Raw genomic sequence first — 16084 nt, 5'->3', positions numbered from 1 at the left:
CCGCGTCGAACAGAAACCACGACCGGCCTGCCGTCGGACGCGCGTACGACCGGGAATGACCGGTCCTGTCCGGTCCGTGAAACCTGTGTGCCGGGCCTTGATGAGGTCTGGGACGATGGGCCGTATGAGCGCTGCTACCCCTCCCACCGAGCGTCGGGTCTCCGCCCGGATCGGTGCGATCTCCGAGTCCGCCACCCTCGCCGTCGACGCCAAGGCCAAGGCCCTCAAGGCCGCCGGGCGCCCGGTGATCGGTTTCGGCGCGGGTGAGCCCGACTTCCCGACCCCGGACTACATCGTCGACGCGGCCGTCGAGGCCTGCAAGAACCCGAAGTACCACCGCTACACGCCGGCCGGCGGTCTGCCCGAGCTGAAGGCCGCCATCGCCGCCAAGACGCTGCGCGACTCCGGCTACGAGGTCGACGCCTCCCAGGTCCTGGTGACCAACGGCGGCAAGCAGGCGATCTACGAGGCGTTCGCCGCGATCCTCGACCCGGGCGACGAGGTCATCGTCCCGGCGCCGTACTGGACGACGTACCCGGAGTCGATCCGCCTCGCGGGCGGCGTCCCGGTGGAGGTCGTGGCCGACGAGACCACCGGCTACCGGGTCTCGGTGGAGCAGCTGGAGGCGGCCCGTACGGAGCGGACCAAGGTCGTCCTCTTCGTCTCGCCGTCCAACCCGACCGGCGCGGTGTACAGCGAGGCCGAGACCGAGGCGATCGGCCGCTGGGCCGTCGAGCACGGTCTGTGGGTCCTCACGGACGAGATCTACGAGCACCTGGTCTACGGCGGCGCGTCCGCCGTCTCCCTGCCGTCGGTCATGCCCGAGCTGCGCGACAAGTGCATCGTCGTCAACGGCGTCGCGAAGACGTACGCGATGACCGGCTGGCGCGTGGGCTGGATCATCGGCCCGAAGGACGTCGTGAAGGCAGCGACGAACCTGCAGTCGCACGCCACGTCCAACGTGAGCAACGTCGCGCAGATCGCCGCCCTCGCCGCCGTCTCGGGCAACCTGGACGCCGTCGCGGAGATGGGGCGCGCCTTCGACCGCCGCCGCCAGACGATCGTGCGGATGCTCAACGAGATCGAGGGCGTCCTGTGCCCGACCCCGGAGGGCGCCTTCTACGTGTACCCCTCGGTGAAGGCCCTGCTCGGCAAGGAGATCCGCGGCAAGCGCCCGCAGAACTCCGTCGAGCTGGCCGCCCTGATCCTGGACGAGGCCGAGGTCGCGGTCGTGCCGGGCGAGGCCTTCGGCACGCCGGGCTACCTGCGCCTGTCGTACGCGCTGGGTGACGAGGACCTGGTGGAGGGCGTGTCCCGCCTGCAGAAGCTCCTCGCCGAGGCGAAGAACTGATCGCACTCCTCGCGGGCCCCCGGTTCTTCGGAGCCGGGGGCCCGTTTTTGCGTTCTAGCAAGGTCCCGATCGGGGAAACGGGGTGCCTTCCTCCGTTCGGGTGCGGCAGGATCAGCCGATGGAGCACGTTTACCGCGATCTCACTCAGCTGCCCAAGGCCCATCTGCACCTGCACTTCACCGGTTCGATGCGGCCCACCACCCTGATCGAGCTGGCCGACAAGTACGGCGTGCACCTTCCCGAGGCGCTGAGCAGTGGTACGCCTCCGAAGCTGCGGGCGACCGACGAGCGCGGCTGGTTCCGCTTCCAACGGCTGTACGACATCGCCCGCTCCTGCCTGCGCGCCCCCGAGGACATCCAGCGGCTCGTCCGCGAGGCGGCCCAGGAGGACGTCCGGGACGGCTCGGGCTGGCTGGAGATCCAGGTCGACCCCACCTCGTACGCCCCGCACCTCGGCGGACTCATCCCCGCCCTGGAGATCATCCTGGACGCGGTCGAGGCGGCCTCGCGGGAGACCGGGCTCGGGATGCGGGTGCTCGTCGCGGCGAACCGGATGAAGCACCCCCTTGAGGCACGGACGCTCGCCCGGCTCGCGGTGCGGTTCGCGGACCGGGGCGTGGTCGGCTTCGGGCTCTCCAACGACGAGCGGCGCGGCCTGGCGCGGGACTTCGACCGGGCCTTCGCCATCGCGCGCGACGGCGGTCTGCTCGCGGCCCCGCACGGCGGCGAGCTGACGGGGCCCGCGTCCGTACGGGACTGCCTGGACGATCTGCGGGCGTCCCGCGTCGGCCACGGAGTCCGGTCCGCCGAGGACCCACGACTGCTGCGCAAGCTCGCGGAGCGGGGGGTGACGTGCGAGGTCTGCCCGGCGTCCAACGTGGCTCTCGGGGTGTACGAGAAGCACGAGGACGTCCCGCTGCGGACGCTCTTCGACGCGGGGGTGCCGATGGCCCTCGGCGCGGACGACCCGCTGCTCTTCGGCTCCCGTCTGGCGGCGCAGTACGAGATCGCCCGCAGGCACCACGGCTTCACGGACCCGGAACTGGCGGAACTGGCCCGCCAGTCGGTACGGGGCTCGGCGGCGCCGGAGGACATCAAGGAGAAGCTGCTGTCCGGGATCGACGACTGGCTGGCCGCGTGATCGGGGAGGGTGCGACATGAAGCTCACGGTCTTCGGCGCGACCGGCGGCATCGGCCGCGAGGTCGTGACCCAGGCACTGGCCTCCGGCCACGAGGTGACGGCGGTCGTACGGGACCCGGCGCGGCTCACGGCTTCCGGCGCGCGGCTCACGGTCCTCCGCTCCGACCTCTCGGACCCGGAGCGCCTGCGCGGGGCTCTCAGGGGCCGGGACGCGGTGCTGTCGGGCCTCGGGGCCCGGTCCCGCGCCGACGCGGGCGTGGCCGCCCGGCTGACCCGTTCGGTGCTCACGGCCATGGAGGCGGAGAAGGTCCGCCGTCTCCTCGTGGTGAGCGCGGCCCCGCTCGGCCCGGTACCGGACGGTCAGGGCGTCCTGGACAAGGCCGTCCTCGCGGTGATCAACAGCGTCCTGAAGGACGTCTACGCCGATCTGCGGCTCATGGAGTCGGACCTCGCCGCGAGCCGTGCGGACTGGACGTCCGTACGCCCGCCCAGGCTGACGGACAGGCAGGGCACCGGCCGCTACCGCACGGTCGTCGGCGGCACCCCGTCGCGGGGTCGCTCGCTGGCCCGCGCGGACGTGGCGCACGCGATGCTGGCGATGATCGACGACCCGGCCACGGTCCGGCAGGGCGTGGGAGTCGCGTACTAGACCCGCGTACTGGGCGACCGGGACGCCCGGGACCTCCTACAGGGCGACGCCGACGGTCACGGGCTCGTTGACCAGCGTGATGCCGAACGCCTCGTGGACCCCGGCGACGACCTCACGGGCCAGCGCGAGCAGGTCCTCGGTGGTCGCCTCGCCCCGGTTGGTCAGCGCGAGCGTGTGCTTGGTGGAGATCCGCGCGGGCCCGGAGCCGTACCCCTTGGTGAACCCGGCCTTGTCGATCAGCCACGCGGCGGAGGTCTTCACGGCGCCGTCCTCGCCCGCGGGGAAGGCCGGCGGGGTGACGTCCGCGCCGAGGCGCCCGGCCACGCGCGTGAGGAAGGTCTCGTACTCCCCCGCCGTGAGGATCGGGTTGGTGAAGAAGGAGCCCGCGGACCAGGTGTCGTGGTCCTCCGGGTCCAGGACCATGCCCTTGCCGGCGCGCAGCGCGAGGACGGTCTCACGGGCCTTCGCGAGCGGCACCCGGTCGCCGGCCCCGACGCCGAGGGCCCGGGCGGTCTCCGCGTACTTGATCGGGGCGGAGAGCCCCTCCGCGTCCTCCAGCTCGAAGCGGACGCGCAGGACCACGTACCGCTCGGGGTGGTCCTTGAAGAGGCTGTGGCGGTACGAGAAGGCGCACTCGGCGTTGGTGAGGGTGACGGTCTCGTCGGCGCGCCGGTCGTAGGCGACGACCTCGGTCACGGTGGCGGAGACGTCCTGCCCGTACGCGCCGACGTTCTGGATCGGGGTCGCGCCGGCCGAGCCGGGGATGCCGGCCAGGCACTCGATCCCGGCGAGCCCGGCCTCGACGGTGCGGGCGACGGCGTCGGTCCAGACCTCACCGGCGGCGAGTTCCAGCCTCGTCCCGTCGAGGGCGAAGCCCTTGGTCGCGATCCGCAGGGCGGTGCCGTCGAAGCCCTTGTCCCCGATGACGAGGTTGGACCCGCCGCCGATGATCAGCAGCGGCGTCCCCGTGGCGTCGGCCTCGCGAACGGCCGCGACCACCTCGTCGTCCGTGGTGGCGGTGACGAGCCGGGCCGCGGGACCGCCGAGCCGGAAGGTGGTCAGGGGCGCGAGGGGGGCGTCGAGAAGAGGCTGCACGGGCTCAAGAGTACGGGGCCGTCCCGGCCGGGAGACGTCTCGTCTCCGGCCGGGACGGCCCGGGTCCCGATCACGCGGCGATCAGGTCCTTCTCCCCGGCCTCCGCCTCGGCCGCCGCCTCCGCCTTCCGCCGGGCCTCCTGGCGCCGCGACGGCGCGAACAGCACCGCGACCGCGCCGAGGGCCACCGCTCCCGCGCCGACCCACAGCGCGGGCAGCAGGCCGTCGACGAAGCTCTCGCCGGACTCGTAGCCGCCCTGGGCGGCGAAGATCGAGGCCATCACGGCGACGCCGAGCGCGCCGCCGACCTCGCGCAGCGCGTTGTTGGCGCCGGACGCGATGCCCTGCTCGGAGGGGCGGACGCTGGACATCACGAGGTTGGCCGCCGGCGCGAAGTACAGCGCCATGCCGATGCCGCTCACGACGAGGGCGGGGAGCTGGGCGGCGTACGAGGCGTCGGGAGTCAGGACGAGCGCGAACCAGGCGAGGCCGATCGCCTGCAGGGCGAGGCCCGCGGCGACGACCGGGCGGCCGCCGACGCGGTCGGAGAGGGCGCCCGCGAGCGGCGCGACGATCATCGGCATGCCGGTCCAGGGAAGCATCCGCAGCCCTGCCTCGGTGGGCGAGTAGCCGAGGACGCCCTGCATGTACTGGCTGAGCAGGAAGATCGAGCCGAACATGCCGAGGAACATCAGCAGGCTGGCCGCGTTGATCCCGGAGAAGGCGCGGTTGCGGAAGAGCCGCATGGGCAGCATCGGGGCCTTGGCGCGTATGCCGTGGTGGACGAAGCCGCCGATGAGCGCGGTGCCGGCGATCAGTCCGGCGAGGACGGTGAGCGACGTCCAGCCGTCGATCGGGCCGCGGATCAGCCCGTACACGATGCCGAAGAGGCCACCGCTGGCGAGGAGCGTGCCGGTGATGTCGAGGGGGGCGCCGGTGCCGTGCGACTCGGCGAGACGCAGCCGGGCGAGCGGCAGCAGGGCGAGGCCGAGCGGGACGTTCAGCCAGAAGATCCACTGCCAGGAGAGGTGCTCGGTGAGGACGCCGCCGATGAGGGGGCCCGAGGCGACGGCGAGTCCCTGGACGGCGCCCCAGATGCCGAAGGCGGTCCCGCGCTTGGCGGCCGGGACGGCCGCGGTGAGCAGGGTGAGCGTGAGCGGCATCATGATCGCGGCGCCGACGCCCTGGACGGCGCGGGCGGCGATCAGCGCGTCGATGCCGGGGGCGAGGGCGGCCGCGGCGGAGGCGCCGGTGAAGACGGTGAGTCCGACGATGAAGAGGCGGCGGCGGCCGAAGCGGTCGCCGAGGGCGGCGCCGAACATGAGGAGGACGGCGAATGTGAGGGTGTACGCGCTCACCGTCCATTCGAGGTCGTGCAGTGCTCCGCCGAGGTCCTCGCGGATCGAGGGGAGGGCGGTGGTGACGACGAGGTTGTCGAGGGCCGCCATGAAGCCGGCGGCGCTGGTGATGACGAGTGCCCAGGCGGCGGAACCGCGGCGGGCTGCTGGCTGGTTCATTACTGCCCCTCAGACTAGGTTAGTTATTGCTGACTAACTTTCGGGCCCATGAAAGAGCGGGGACGTACGGGCGTGACACGCGGCGGCGTGCGCCGGCGCTACTCCTCCGGATCGCCGGGGCGCCGGACGGAGGGGTAGAACCCCTCCCAGACCCGATGGTCGGGCGGGAAGCCCATGGCGACGAGGGTGTTGATGAGCATCCCGTACGCCAAGAAGGTCGTGGTCTCGTCGGCGTCCGCGCCGAGCGCGAGGTGGACGGTCTCCCAGAGCGCCGTCCAGCCGGCCCGTACGGCCTCGCCGAACTCGTGGTCACCGGCCGCCTCGGCGGCGGCGACGGTCACGTACACCTGCATCTGCATGAGGAGCCGGTCGGGGTCCTCGGTGATGATCCGGGTGTACGCGGCGGCCATGGCATGCAGGGCCTCCTGGCCGGTCAGCCCCTCCGAGGCCTCCTCGAAGACCCGGATCGTGTCGCTGATGCAGCGCTCGGAGGCGGCCAGGAAGATGGCCTTCTTGCCCGGGAAGAGCCGGAAGAGGTACGGCTGCGAGACGCCGACGCGCCTGGCGATCGCCTCGGTGGACGTGCCGTAGTACCCACCGCGGCTGAACTCGCTCATCGCCGCGCGGATGACGCTCTCGCGCCGCTCCTCCGCACTCATCCTGACCATGCGACCAAGTTAGTACTCAATCACTAACTTGGCAACGGGAAAGGCGGGCGGCCGCTCTCCGCGGCCGCCCGCCCCTGATCGGGATGGATCGGTGCGACTACGCGAGCCGGACCACGGCCCGGGACATGCCCAGGACCTTCTGGCCCCCGCACATCGCGGTCAGGTCGACCCGCACCTGCCGGTCGTCCAGCTTCGCGGCGACCTTGGCACTGACCTCGATCAGCGCACCGGCCTCGTCGTTGGGGACGACGACGGGCTTGGTGAAGCGGACGCCGTACTCGACGACGGCGGCGGGGTCGCCGGCCCAGTCGGTGACGACGCGGATCGCCTCGGCCATGGTGAACATGCCGTGGGCGATGACGTCGGGGAGACCGACCTCCACCGCGAACTTCTCGTTCCAGTGGATGGGGTTGAAGTCCCCGGAGGCGCCGGCGTACCGGACGAGTGTGGCGCGCGTCACGGGAAAGGTCTGCGCGGGCAGCTCGGTGCCGACCTCGACCTCGTCGTAGGCGATCTTCGCGGTCATGGTCAGGCCCCCTCGGGTGCGCGGGAGACGAGCTTCGTCCAGGCGGTCACGACGTGCTCGCCGGACTCGTCGTGGACCTCGCCGCGGATGTCCAGGATGTCGTTGCCCGCGAGGGACTTGATCGCCTCGATGGTGGAGGTGACCGAGAGCCGGTCCCCGGCACGCACCGGCCGCGCGTAGGCGAACTTCTGGTCGCCGTGGACGACCCGGCTGTAGTCCAGACCCAGCTGGGGGTCCTCGATGACCGCGCCGGCCGCCTTGAACGTGATGGCGAACACAAAGGTCGGCGGAGCGATCACATCGGGGTGCCCGAGCTCCTTGGCCGCTTCCTGGTCGACATACGCGGGATTCGCGTCCCCGATCGCCTCGGCGAACTCGCGGATCTTCTCGCGGCCGACCTCGTAGGCCGGGGTGGGCGGATAAGTCCGGCCCACGAAGGACTGGTCGAGCGCCATGGACTCGATACCTCCTGGATTTGTTGCCGACAAACGACACGAGGCCGCCCCCGAGTGGGGACGGCCTCGTGTACGAGCCTGGTTAGCGCGTCTCGCGGTGTGCAGTGTGCGAGTTGCAGCGGGGGCAGTGCTTCTTCATCTCAAGACGGTCCGGGTTGTTACGCCGGTTCTTCTTGGTGATGTAGTTCCGCTCCTTGCACTCCACGCAGGCCAGCGTGATCTTCGGGCGGACGTCGGTGGCAGCCACGTGAGTGCTCCTTGGACGGATGGGACGGATGAACGCATAAAAGAGTAGCCGATCGAAGGACCGACCCCACAATCGGCTACCGTGTGTAGCGGTGACCGGACTTGAACCGGTGACACAGCGATTATGAGCCGCTTGCTCTACCGACTGAGCTACACCGCTTTGATGATCCGGATCCCGCCCGAAGGCGGGTCCTTCTCACCAGAGCCCCAATACGGAATCGAACCGTAGACCTTCTCCTTACCATGGAGACGCTCTACCGACTGAGCTATTGGGGCGAGCGAGGAAGACATTACACGGTCTCCGGCCCATCACCCAAATCCGTTTCGCGACGCCCCCGCGACGCTCCTCACCAGGCGTCCCGTACGCCACTCGTGGCCTCATCGGTACGACTATTGCGCTCCTCCTCGAAGCTCGGTCCGGGCGCCCCTAGGCTCTGCCCCACGCTTCGTGATCTTGATCTTGAGGAGCCTTGAGGAGCCCCGATGTCAGCCGAAAGCAAGCAGCCCCAGCCGCCCGAGGACGGGGCCGCCACCACGGCCGACTCGACCTCGCTCCTGCTCTCCCACGCACGCCTCACCGACGGTCGGACCGTGGACGTACGGCTCGTCGGCGGCCGGATCGAGGCGGTCGGCACGGCCGGCAGCCTCACCGCCGTGGGCGCGCGCGTGGACCTCGCCGGCTATCTGCTGCTGCCCGCCGCCGCCGAACCCCACGCCCACTCCGACACCGCACTCTCCGCCGACTCCCCCGGGCCCGTCTCGTACGCCCCCGAGGAGGTGCAGCGCCGGGCCACCGAGGCGGCGCTGCTCCAGCTCGGCCACGGCGCGACCGCGCAGCGCGCCCACGTGCGGATCGGCGACGTCCACGGGCTCGGGCCGCTCGAAGCCGTCCTCCAGGCCAGGCGCTCGCTCCGCGGCCTCGTGGACCTCACCGCGGTCGCGGTGCCGAGACTGCTCACCGGGGCGGCCGGGGCGGACGGCCTCGCGATGCTGCGGGACGCGGTGAAGATGGGCGCCGGGGTGGTGGGCGGCTGCCCGGACCTCGACCCCGACCCGGCGGGGTACGTGGAGGCGGTCCTGGAGGTCGCGGCCGAGCACGGCGTACCGGTCGACCTGCACACCGACGGGGACGACCCGGCACGGCTCGCCCGGCTCGCGGCGATGGCCGGCGGGCTACGGCCCGGCGTGACGATCGGACCCTGCGCGGGCCTCGGCCGGCTCCCCTCCGACGCGGCACGGCGCGCGGCGGACGGGCTCGCCGCGGCCGGTGTGACCGTGGTGTGCCTGCCGCAGGGCGGCTGCGGGGGTACCGAGCTGCGCGGCGCGGCGCCGGTACGGCTGCTGCGGGCGGCCGGGGTGCGGCTCGCGGCGGGCAGCGGGGCGATGCGGGACGTGGCCAACCCGGTGGGACGCGGCGATCCGCTGGAGGCGGCGTACCTCCTCGCCTCGCTCGGCGGACTGCCGCCCGAGGAGGCGTACGCGGCGGTGAGCACGGAGGCACGGGCATCGATGGGGCTGCCGGAGGTGCGGGTCGAGGCCGGCTTCCCGGCGGAGCTGCTCGCGGTGCGCGGCGAGCGCCTGTCGGGCGTGCTGTCCCTCGCGTACAGCCGGATCGTGGTGCACCGGGGGCGGGTGGTGGCCCGGACGAGCGCGGTGCGCGAGTACTGCGACTCGGCGGCGGCGCTCGACCTGCCCCGCCAGGCACGCCCGGAGCGCCCGCCCGAGCCGGGAAGCCCTCCGGCCGGTCCCGTCGTACGGTCGTGAGTATGCGCATCGTCATCGCTGGAGGACACGGACAGATCGCCCGGCGCCTGGAGAGGCTGCTCTCGGCGCACGGGCACGAGGTCGCGGGGATCATCCGCAAACCGGAACAGGCCGGGGACCTGCGGGACGCGGGGGCGGAGCCCGTCGTCCTGGACCTGGAGTCGGCGTCGGTCGAGATGGTCGCCGCCGTGCTCCAGGGCGCCGACGCGGCCGTCTTCGCGGCCGGCGCGGGCCCGGGCAGCGGCGTGGACCGCAAGGACACGGTGGACCGCGCGGCGGCGGTCCTGTTCGCCGACGCGGCCGAACGCGCGGGCGTACGCCGGTACATCGTCGTCTCGTCGATGGGCGCGGACGCCACGCACGCGGGTGACGGGGTCTTCGACGCCTACCTGCGCGCCAAGGGCGCGGCCGACGACGAGGTCCGGTCCCGTACGGCCCTGGACTGGACGATCCTGCGCCCCGGCAGCCTCACGGACGACGCGGGCACCGGCCTGGTCCGCCTGGAGGCCCGCACGGGCCGCGGCCCGGTCCCCCGCGACGACGTGGCGGCGACGATCGCCGAACTCCTGGACACCCCGGCGACGGCCGGTCTGACCCTGGAACTGGTCTCGGGCTCGACCCCGCTCGCGGTCGCCGTGAAGGACGTGGCCGGAAACTGACGGGCGGGCGCCACTCCCGAAACGAAGGAAGGTCCCCGGTGCAAGCACCGGGGACCTTCCGTTTCGCGTGGCGACGCCAGGATTCGAACCTGGGTAGGCTAAGCCGACGGATTTACAGTCTTCTGGCTTCTGCCACTCAGGAGTGCCGCTGACATGCGACGAAGCGCGCCAGTTCTCACATAGGCGAAGCAGTCGTCCGCGCCTCGTCCAGCGCTCATGAACTTTCAGTGTCAGGCCGCTCATTCATGAAGCGATACGCCGCCATCCCCAACGTCGCTGTGGCCACGAAGGCTCCACCCGCCCCTGCGACGACTCCTGTCGGCTCGGCGCCGAGCGCGTAGAAGAGCACTCCCGCAGCAACCGCCGCACACACGCTGCTGAGCATGATGACGGCCAGCCAAACCCCATGCTGCGAAGCGGTAGTTGAGCTCACTTGCCCTCCTCCCTGGCGTTTGCGCGCCAGGCTCGCACGGTCTCCCGACGACCATCGGGATCACAACGACGACCGTGCCAGACACAAAACCGCAGGTCAAAGCAATGGATACACCTTTGCGAAGGTGTCACTAAGCGCTCCTGCTGGACACGCACGACTGCCGTGAAGTAGCTCTATGACCGATGCGATTGAAGGACCAACCCTTCGCGCAGGAAAGGAAGAAGAGGACTACTAGTACCCCCGTGACCCCTGGTACCCCTGGTACCGCCTGTCTCTCCTTCGCAAAGGTCGACGAGTTTTGCCGAACCCCCTGTTCCCGTCTGCCGTCACGCTCCTGGACAAGGCAGTAACCACCGCTGCACGACGCACCCAGGTGCCCTTCTGGCCCTCCTTCGTAAGGGCGAGGGAGGGCGCAGGCGCCCCACCGCTGGCTCGGCTCATCCAAGGCGGTCGCGGGGGTGAAGTACGGCTCAAGCTCTATCTGTGCATCACGATGATGGCCACTGCGGAACCGCACGACATTCGGAGGCCGCCCACACCGCAGCTCTGGTCCCGAATGCTCGCCCTGCCCTCTGAGACCGGCCCCCGGCGAATCAACAGCAATCTCAAGTGGTTGGCCGCGAACAAGTTCATTGAGTTGAAGCCTCGACAGGGCAATACGCCCATGATTCAGATGCTTTCACTCGATATGCCGGCCCTCCCCTACTCGCGAGCGAGCGCCCTGGCACGCTACATCAGTGTCCCGACCGAGTTCTGGAGCCGGGGGTGGATTGTGGAGCTTGGCCCCACAGCAATTGCCCTACTACTCATCCTCCTCGAATCTCAGGGCGGGTACGACCGGCCCCGGTATGTTCCGAAGGAGAGGCGCGAAGCGTACGGCGTCTCCCACAACACCTGGACCCAGGGAAGGAAGGAACTCGAACGACACAAGCTACTGACCGTAGGGCGGACTCCACAGGGCGGCGACTTCGACTACACCCGCCTGCGCAACACGTACTGGATCCACAAGGAACGACTCTTCAGCTCACCCGGGTCTCCCTAGGCCTGCTTCCTGAACGTTCCCCAACCTTCGCCGACTAGGAGCTTCATGGACATTAAGCAGCGGGCTACTCGTACCGCTGCCGCTACTTGGGCGGGAAGCGGAGGGAGGGGAAAGGTCAGGTCAGAGGGGCGGCGAGGGGCCGAAGCGTGAGGGATGTCATCGGTTTGGGTGCGTGAATTCAGAGCGCGCGAGTGGGTGGGGAGGGCTGCCGCGTGAGGGGCCGCCGCCGCTGGCCGCGTGCAAGCACGGCGGCGACGTCCCTCTCTACGGAAAGCGGGCACGCGTGTTTGGTCCGGAAGCGACGAAGGGCCGGGCCGCCTTCGCGGTCCGGCCCTTCGAGCTGGCGGAGGATACGAGATTCGAACTCGTGAGGGGTTGCTCCCAACACGCTTTCCAACTGTCCGCGTGGCTGTTCGCGGGCGTTCACCACCGTTCTCGTAACGGCTCAGCCGAGTGCACGGACGGCGATGAACCCTGGCGTCCACCAGCGCACAGGACAAAGACCAGGACAACGAGTGATGCTGGCGAGGGCCTGACGCTGCCCACGGCCGGCCGCCGCCCCGGACGGCGTGACCATGAAGCCGCCAGTCGGCACACCGCGTTGTGGAGGGAGTTCTGAGCCAGAATGCGATCATCTGCAGCCACTGCAACGCTGGAGGAGGAGGGTGATCGCATGGGTATACATGTCAGCCTGCTGGCGACCAACATCGACGCCCAGATGATCGGGCATCGCAACATAGCGCCGCCCGATACGCCAATCGAGGACCTACCAGTTCGCAATGGGGATGAGATCGGGCGGGAGCTGGGCGGTCGGGTGCTTCTTCGGTACTGCAGTCTGACCGACCTGTCGACGTTCCGGCTCGGGACCACGCGAGAGATCTACACCACGCCGACGCCCTATCCGCCTGACCAGGTCATCAGCAATCTGGAGCTGCCAGGTGTTGCCCTAGAGAGACCCTTCGCCCTCGTCTTGGACCCTCGCTCGCTGGAGACCGTGGCTGGGCCGCGATTTATTTGGTGGGGACTGGGGATCGAATACATTCTTCTGGCAGGGTTCGAACCCAAGTCGATTCTGTCCAAGTGGGAGGTCGTGCTGGCATGACCGATGGATCCGCCAGGGAACACATATTCGAGGACTGGTTTGATTTTGCCGCTCCGCACATGCAGTACGGCAAGGTACCCGATCGGTCCCGCTACAGGACGATCAACCGTGGAGGCGATCGTCATGGGGCCCTTGAATGGTCATACAGCACCGGGCCGGACGATGACCCAATAACACGCCTGGTGGGTCTCGCCATCATCCCGGACGCGCTCGGCCTGACAGCCACCATCGAATTTTGGTTCGGCGCCCGACGCGGCGATCGTTATGTGCGTAGGCCCTCGTCTGCATTGATCTTCAGGCGCTACGAGGACGACTGGGGCCCCGTAGAGCAGCGACTTCGCGAAGCCCAGGAGATGGCTGACAGTCTTGGCGAGGCAGACCTGACACAACAGGTTCCATCCCTCCTGTGGTGATCAGGCGTCAGGGGCCACCACCGCGATGGCCGGGGTCTCTACCAGCACTTACTCGGCTGTTCAGTGTTGCTCGGCGGCGGGTGCTGTCCCGCGCGGCCGGCTACAGACTCTGGGGCATCTCAAGAAACAAGCACGCCCATCGGCGAGTCGCTGCGGAGCATCCGCTACCTTCCTGATGGGGCAGCCGAGTTCATGGGGGGCGTGATGAACACTTATGAGATGACCGAAGAGTTCGCCTCAGCAATGGTGACAGTCATCCCCATCATCTTGCTGCTTGGTTGGGCTGAGGCGACGAAGCTCTCGAACGTCTTCGTTGCCACCAAAGGGCCGACAGTCGACCACGAGGTCAGAACAGCGCTGGCTCGAATCACCAATAATGGCACCGAGAGTCCGGATCACGAAGATCCTCCCCGGAGGCGGCCGGTTCGGCAAATTCCGTTCGCAAGGTTTCTTGAGGTGTGCTTCGGTCTGGCATGGGGCGTTTTGGCCGTGTTGCACGTTTGGGCAGAGGTCAGTTTGATTCGTTGGCTGGCCACCACCGAACGGCTCCCATCCCCGGACCTGGCCAAGCAAGTAACTCAAATTGCTGGTGTCGGCTTCGTCATGCTGCTGATCGGTGCCTTCGCCCCGGTCTTCCTGATCCCGTACATGACCATCGGCCTGCGCCTCGTTTCCCGAAGCGAGTTCGCTCGATGGTGGATGCGCCGACTCATCACGGGGGAGGGGGAAGAGCGGGTCAATGGCACGATGCGACGAGGCGAGGCGGTCGCGGTCTCCGAAGACTCTGCAGACAGCAGTCGTGACGGCGTCTCTGGGGATTCGTCGGCGTCACCATCCCGCTAACCCTCCATCAGTCTGCCGGGCCTCACCCACTGACCCCGACCGCCCGGGGCACCCGACCGCAGGCACCGAGCCCAGCTACCCGACCCGGGCGCCCGGGTCGGGTAGCTGGGCTCGGGCAGCCAGGCCTTCGGGCCTTCACCCCTCCGCGCAACAGAAAAGGCCAGGTCGGACATCGCCCGGCCCGGCCTTTTTCTTAGCCGCCTTCGGGATTCGAACCCGAGACCTACGCATTACGAATTGTCCGATCTTGGTCCGGGGGCGTCCGCGAGCGTCTGCGGAGTCGGCTCCGCGGACCGTCACGAGGGTTGTCAAGCCCCGGTGGACACGAGCGGACAGCCCCGGAACGGGTGGCAAGCGAGACCGCAACCGAGACCGCGCCGCCCTCGTCCCCTTCGGTAACAGCGCCTCCAGCGTTGCCCGTCGACAGCCCCTAGCGGCTACGATCTACAAGGGTTTCTGATAGACCTCAGGCATCGGGTGCCCCGTACCTGCGCTCCACTTGCGCCACTGGTGCCGCTGGGCGTTGTACTCCGTCTCAGCCTTGATGTCGCCGCCACGAGACTTGGCGCCGCACTCGCAACGCCAGTGCCAATTGGTCTCGTTCTGGGACCAGTCGTACCCGGAGTCTGAGGTGGTCTCTGACTGCGCCGCAGCATCCTGGAGCATACGCCGAATGATCAACGCCCCGGCCACGACCACTGCGGCCGTCGCGCGACCGGCCCACCTTGGAATCCCCATGCGCCGAACCGTAACGCCTCGCTGCTATCTACACGCAGAAGACCCCGGAACCGGTCCGAGGCCTCCGCGTCCTGCTGCAACCGTGCTGCGACCCATGTATGGCCTGGTGGCCCGACGGCCGGCTGTTCCGGACCGCCCGGGGCGGCATGGTCCAGGAGAGCGGCTACGGGGAGGTCTGGGCGGGCGCCCGTGAGGACGTCCTGAGCCCTGCCGAGCGGGAGACGAGGCTCGCCAAGCGGCCGTATGACCTTCGTCACGCCGCCGTCTCCACGTGGCTGAGTTCCGGCGTCGAGCCGCAGCTGGTCGCCGCGCGAGCCGGGCACTCCGTGGGGGTCCTCTTCCGCGTGTACGCGAAGTTCCTCAAGGGGGGCGACGAGGCCGCGAACGCCAAGATCTCCGCCCGTCTGAACCAGCACCGGTGAGCGTCGCCGCCGGCCGTTAACCGGCGCCCCGGTCTCAGCCGGTCGCGGCGGGCTCGATTCCCGTCCACAGCCCGTCCAGACACGCTGGTAGAGAGGGTGATCGGGCGGTACAGGGCGAGACAGTCGACCCCTTGTCTCACTTACACACGCAAACGGCCCCTGATCGCGTTTCCGCAGATCAGGGGCCGTTCTTATCGCGTGGCGACGCCAGGATTCGAACCTGGGTAGGCTAAGCCGACGGATTTACAGTCCGCTCCCATTGGCCACTCGGGCACATCGCCATGAGATCGCTGCCGTGGAGCCGCTTTTCGGCGGTGTTCCGTGGCAACGACGTAAACAATACCTGATCCCGGGGGGTGGTTCGCCACCCGGTTGATCAGCGGTTCGGGCCGTGGCTCACCCCCTAGGCTTTGGGCTGTACCCCAAGCATCCGAGCAAGGAGCCACGAGTCATGGCCGACTCCAGTTTCGACATCGTGTCCAAGGTCGAGCGGCAGGAGGTCGACAACGCCCTCAACCAGGCCGTGAAGGAGATCTCGCAGCGCTACGACTTCAAGGGAACCAACGCCTCGATCTCGTGGTCGGGCGAGAAGATCCTCATGCAGGCCAACGGCGAGGAGCGCGTCATGGCGATCCTCGACATCTTCCAGACCAAGCTGATCAAGCGGGGCATCTCGCTGAAGTCGCTGGACGTCGAGGGTGAGCCGCAGCTGTCCGGCAAGGAGTACAAGCTCTTCGCGTCGGTCACCGAGGGCATCTCCCAGGAGAACGCCAAGAAGGTCGCGAAGGCCATCCGCGACGAGGGCCCCAAGGGCGTCAAGGCGCAGGTCCAGGGTGACGAGCTGCGGGTCAGCTCGAAGAGCCGGGACGACCTGCAGGCCGTTCAGGCGCTGCTCAAGGGCAAGGACTTCGACTTCGCGATCCAGTTCGTGAACTACCGCTGACCTCGTATCGGGTCGTGAGGCTCGTGTCCGAATACCGCCGGCCCGAGGCTCGGCGGGCCCCGCACACTGGACGTGGAA

Annotated in this window: 16 protein-coding genes, 3 tRNA genes and 1 pseudogene; 11 read left to right on the top strand and 9 right to left on the bottom strand. The window is 69.2% G+C overall.

Features of this window, described 5'->3' with window-relative positions; genetic code table 11:
• Positions 1-124 precede the first annotated feature (124 nt).
• From AOK00_RS09845 to AOK00_RS09835, 3 genes are all read left to right on the top strand, one after another.
• Positions 125-1351: a pyridoxal phosphate-dependent aminotransferase gene (locus AOK00_RS09845; protein WP_055599926.1), complete on the top strand. Its 1227-nt coding sequence runs from the start codon at positions 125-127 to the stop codon at positions 1349-1351.
• Positions 1352-1469: 118 nt separating this feature from the next.
• The gene (locus AOK00_RS09840) at positions 1470-2492 is read left to right on the top strand and encodes an adenosine deaminase (RefSeq protein WP_055599925.1); all 1023 of its coding nucleotides are present in this window, start codon (positions 1470-1472) and stop codon (positions 2490-2492) included.
• A 16-nt stretch (positions 2493-2508) separates the two neighbouring features.
• Positions 2509-3141, top strand: coding sequence for an NAD(P)-dependent oxidoreductase (locus AOK00_RS09835; RefSeq protein ID WP_055599924.1), 633 nt, complete (start codon positions 2509-2511; stop codon positions 3139-3141).
• A gap of 36 nt (positions 3142-3177) precedes the next feature.
• Here the strand turns inward: AOK00_RS09835 and AOK00_RS09830 are convergent, their stop codons facing one another.
• The 8 genes from AOK00_RS09830 to AOK00_RS09795 all read right to left on the bottom strand — a co-directional run bounded on the left by AOK00_RS09830 (position 3178) and on the right by AOK00_RS09795 (position 7923).
• Entirely contained in the window at positions 3178-4236 is a 1059-nt protein-coding gene (locus AOK00_RS09830) for a UDP-N-acetylmuramate dehydrogenase (RefSeq protein WP_055599923.1), read from the bottom strand.
• A gap of 70 nt (positions 4237-4306) precedes the next feature.
• Positions 4307-5752, bottom strand: a complete 1446-nt coding sequence (locus tag AOK00_RS09825) for an MFS transporter (RefSeq protein WP_055599922.1) — start codon at positions 5750-5752, stop codon at positions 4307-4309.
• Positions 5753-5850: 98 nt separating this feature from the next.
• Positions 5851-6420 (bottom strand): TetR/AcrR family transcriptional regulator, encoded by a 570-nt coding sequence (locus AOK00_RS09820; RefSeq protein WP_173861532.1) that lies wholly within the window; start codon positions 6418-6420, stop codon positions 5851-5853.
• 97 nt (positions 6421-6517) lie between these two features.
• Positions 6518-6946 carry a MaoC family dehydratase gene (locus AOK00_RS09815; RefSeq protein ID WP_055599921.1) on the bottom strand — a complete coding sequence of 143 codons (429 nt, stop codon included), beginning with the start codon at positions 6944-6946 and terminating at the stop codon, positions 6518-6520.
• Positions 6947-6948: 2 nt separating this feature from the next.
• Complete coding sequence (locus AOK00_RS09810; RefSeq protein ID WP_055599920.1) at positions 6949-7401, bottom strand: MaoC family dehydratase N-terminal domain-containing protein; 453 nt, start codon at positions 7399-7401, stop codon at positions 6949-6951.
• A gap of 82 nt (positions 7402-7483) precedes the next feature.
• Entirely contained in the window at positions 7484-7648 is a 165-nt protein-coding gene (rpmG, locus tag AOK00_RS09805; RefSeq protein WP_003956487.1) for a 50S ribosomal protein L33, read from the bottom strand.
• Between the two features lie 86 nt (positions 7649-7734).
• Positions 7735-7807, bottom strand: a tRNA-Met gene (locus tag AOK00_RS09800).
• A 43-nt stretch (positions 7808-7850) separates the two neighbouring features.
• A tRNA-Thr gene (locus AOK00_RS09795) sits at positions 7851-7923 on the bottom strand.
• A gap of 207 nt (positions 7924-8130) precedes the next feature.
• Here AOK00_RS09795 and AOK00_RS09790 point away from each other — a divergent pair.
• The 7 genes and pseudogenes from AOK00_RS09790 to AOK00_RS09760 all read left to right on the top strand — a co-directional run.
• Positions 8131-9411 (top strand): amidohydrolase family protein, encoded by a 1281-nt coding sequence (locus AOK00_RS09790; protein ID WP_055599919.1) that lies wholly within the window; start codon positions 8131-8133, stop codon positions 9409-9411.
• A 2-nt stretch (positions 9412-9413) separates the two neighbouring features.
• Entirely contained in the window at positions 9414-10070 is a 657-nt protein-coding gene (locus AOK00_RS09785; RefSeq protein WP_055599918.1) for an SDR family oxidoreductase, read from the top strand.
• 1046 nt (positions 10071-11116) lie between these two features.
• Entirely contained in the window at positions 11117-11545 is a 429-nt protein-coding gene (locus tag AOK00_RS09780; RefSeq protein WP_159041724.1) for a hypothetical protein, read from the top strand.
• A gap of 673 nt (positions 11546-12218) precedes the next feature.
• Entirely contained in the window at positions 12219-12647 is a 429-nt protein-coding gene (locus AOK00_RS09775) for a hypothetical protein (protein ID WP_055599916.1), read from the top strand.
• Entirely contained in the window at positions 12644-13060 is a 417-nt protein-coding gene (locus AOK00_RS38965) for a hypothetical protein (protein ID WP_159041723.1), read from the top strand. The genes AOK00_RS09775 and AOK00_RS38965 overlap by 4 nt, the downstream gene beginning before the upstream one ends.
• A gap of 219 nt (positions 13061-13279) precedes the next feature.
• The gene (locus AOK00_RS09770) at positions 13280-13903 is read left to right on the top strand and encodes a hypothetical protein (RefSeq protein ID WP_159041722.1); all 624 of its coding nucleotides are present in this window, start codon (positions 13280-13282) and stop codon (positions 13901-13903) included.
• A gap of 848 nt (positions 13904-14751) precedes the next feature.
• A pseudogene (locus AOK00_RS09760) lies at positions 14752-15063 on the top strand (site-specific integrase); the annotation flags it as partial.
• 199 nt (positions 15064-15262) lie between these two features.
• Here AOK00_RS09760 and AOK00_RS09755 read toward each other — a convergent pair.
• Positions 15263-15344: transfer RNA gene (locus AOK00_RS09755), tRNA-Tyr, on the bottom strand.
• Positions 15345-15514: 170 nt separating this feature from the next.
• On the opposite strand from AOK00_RS09755, the gene AOK00_RS09750 reads away from it, so the two are divergent.
• Complete coding sequence (locus AOK00_RS09750; protein WP_015035522.1) at positions 15515-16006, top strand: YajQ family cyclic di-GMP-binding protein; 492 nt, start codon at positions 15515-15517, stop codon at positions 16004-16006.
• Positions 16007-16084: the final 78 nt, after the last annotated feature.

The sequence above is a fragment of the Streptomyces aureus genome, assembly GCF_001418135.1.
Lineage (GTDB): Bacteria > Actinomycetota > Actinomycetes > Streptomycetales > Streptomycetaceae > Streptomyces > Streptomyces aureus_A.
The sequence above is the reverse complement of the archived record's forward strand: the minus strand, read 5'-3'. Positions and strand labels throughout refer to the sequence as shown.

What these genes read in the sequence shown, in the direction of transcription:
- AOK00_RS09845 (WP_055599926.1), top strand. Translation starts at nt 125, where the DNA reads ATGAGCGCTGCTACCCCTCCCACCGAGCGTCGGGTCTCCGCCCGGATC.
- AOK00_RS09840 (WP_055599925.1), top strand. Translation starts at nt 1,470, where the DNA reads ATGGAGCACGTTTACCGCGATCTCACTCAGCTGCCCAAGGCCCATCTG.
- AOK00_RS09835 (WP_055599924.1), top strand. Translation starts at nt 2,509, where the DNA reads ATGAAGCTCACGGTCTTCGGCGCGACCGGCGGCATCGGCCGCGAGGTC.
- AOK00_RS09825 (WP_055599922.1), bottom strand. Translation starts at nt 5,752, where the DNA reads ATGAACCAGCCAGCAGCCCGCCGCGGTTCCGCCGCCTGGGCACTCGTC.
- AOK00_RS09820 (WP_173861532.1), bottom strand. Translation starts at nt 6,420, where the DNA reads ATGGTCAGGATGAGTGCGGAGGAGCGGCGCGAGAGCGTCATCCGCGCG.
- AOK00_RS09815 (WP_055599921.1), bottom strand. Translation starts at nt 6,946, where the DNA reads ATGACCGCGAAGATCGCCTACGACGAGGTCGAGGTCGGCACCGAGCTG.
- AOK00_RS09810 (WP_055599920.1), bottom strand. Translation starts at nt 7,401, where the DNA reads ATGGCGCTCGACCAGTCCTTCGTGGGCCGGACTTATCCGCCCACCCCG.
- AOK00_RS09790 (WP_055599919.1), top strand. Translation starts at nt 8,131, where the DNA reads ATGTCAGCCGAAAGCAAGCAGCCCCAGCCGCCCGAGGACGGGGCCGCC.
- AOK00_RS09785 (WP_055599918.1), top strand. Translation starts at nt 9,414, where the DNA reads ATGCGCATCGTCATCGCTGGAGGACACGGACAGATCGCCCGGCGCCTG.
- AOK00_RS09775 (WP_055599916.1), top strand. Translation starts at nt 12,219, where the DNA reads ATGGGTATACATGTCAGCCTGCTGGCGACCAACATCGACGCCCAGATG.
- AOK00_RS38965 (WP_159041723.1), top strand. Translation starts at nt 12,644, where the DNA reads ATGACCGATGGATCCGCCAGGGAACACATATTCGAGGACTGGTTTGAT.
- AOK00_RS09770 (WP_159041722.1), top strand. Translation starts at nt 13,280, where the DNA reads ATGACCGAAGAGTTCGCCTCAGCAATGGTGACAGTCATCCCCATCATC.
- AOK00_RS09750 (WP_015035522.1), top strand. Translation starts at nt 15,515, where the DNA reads ATGGCCGACTCCAGTTTCGACATCGTGTCCAAGGTCGAGCGGCAGGAG.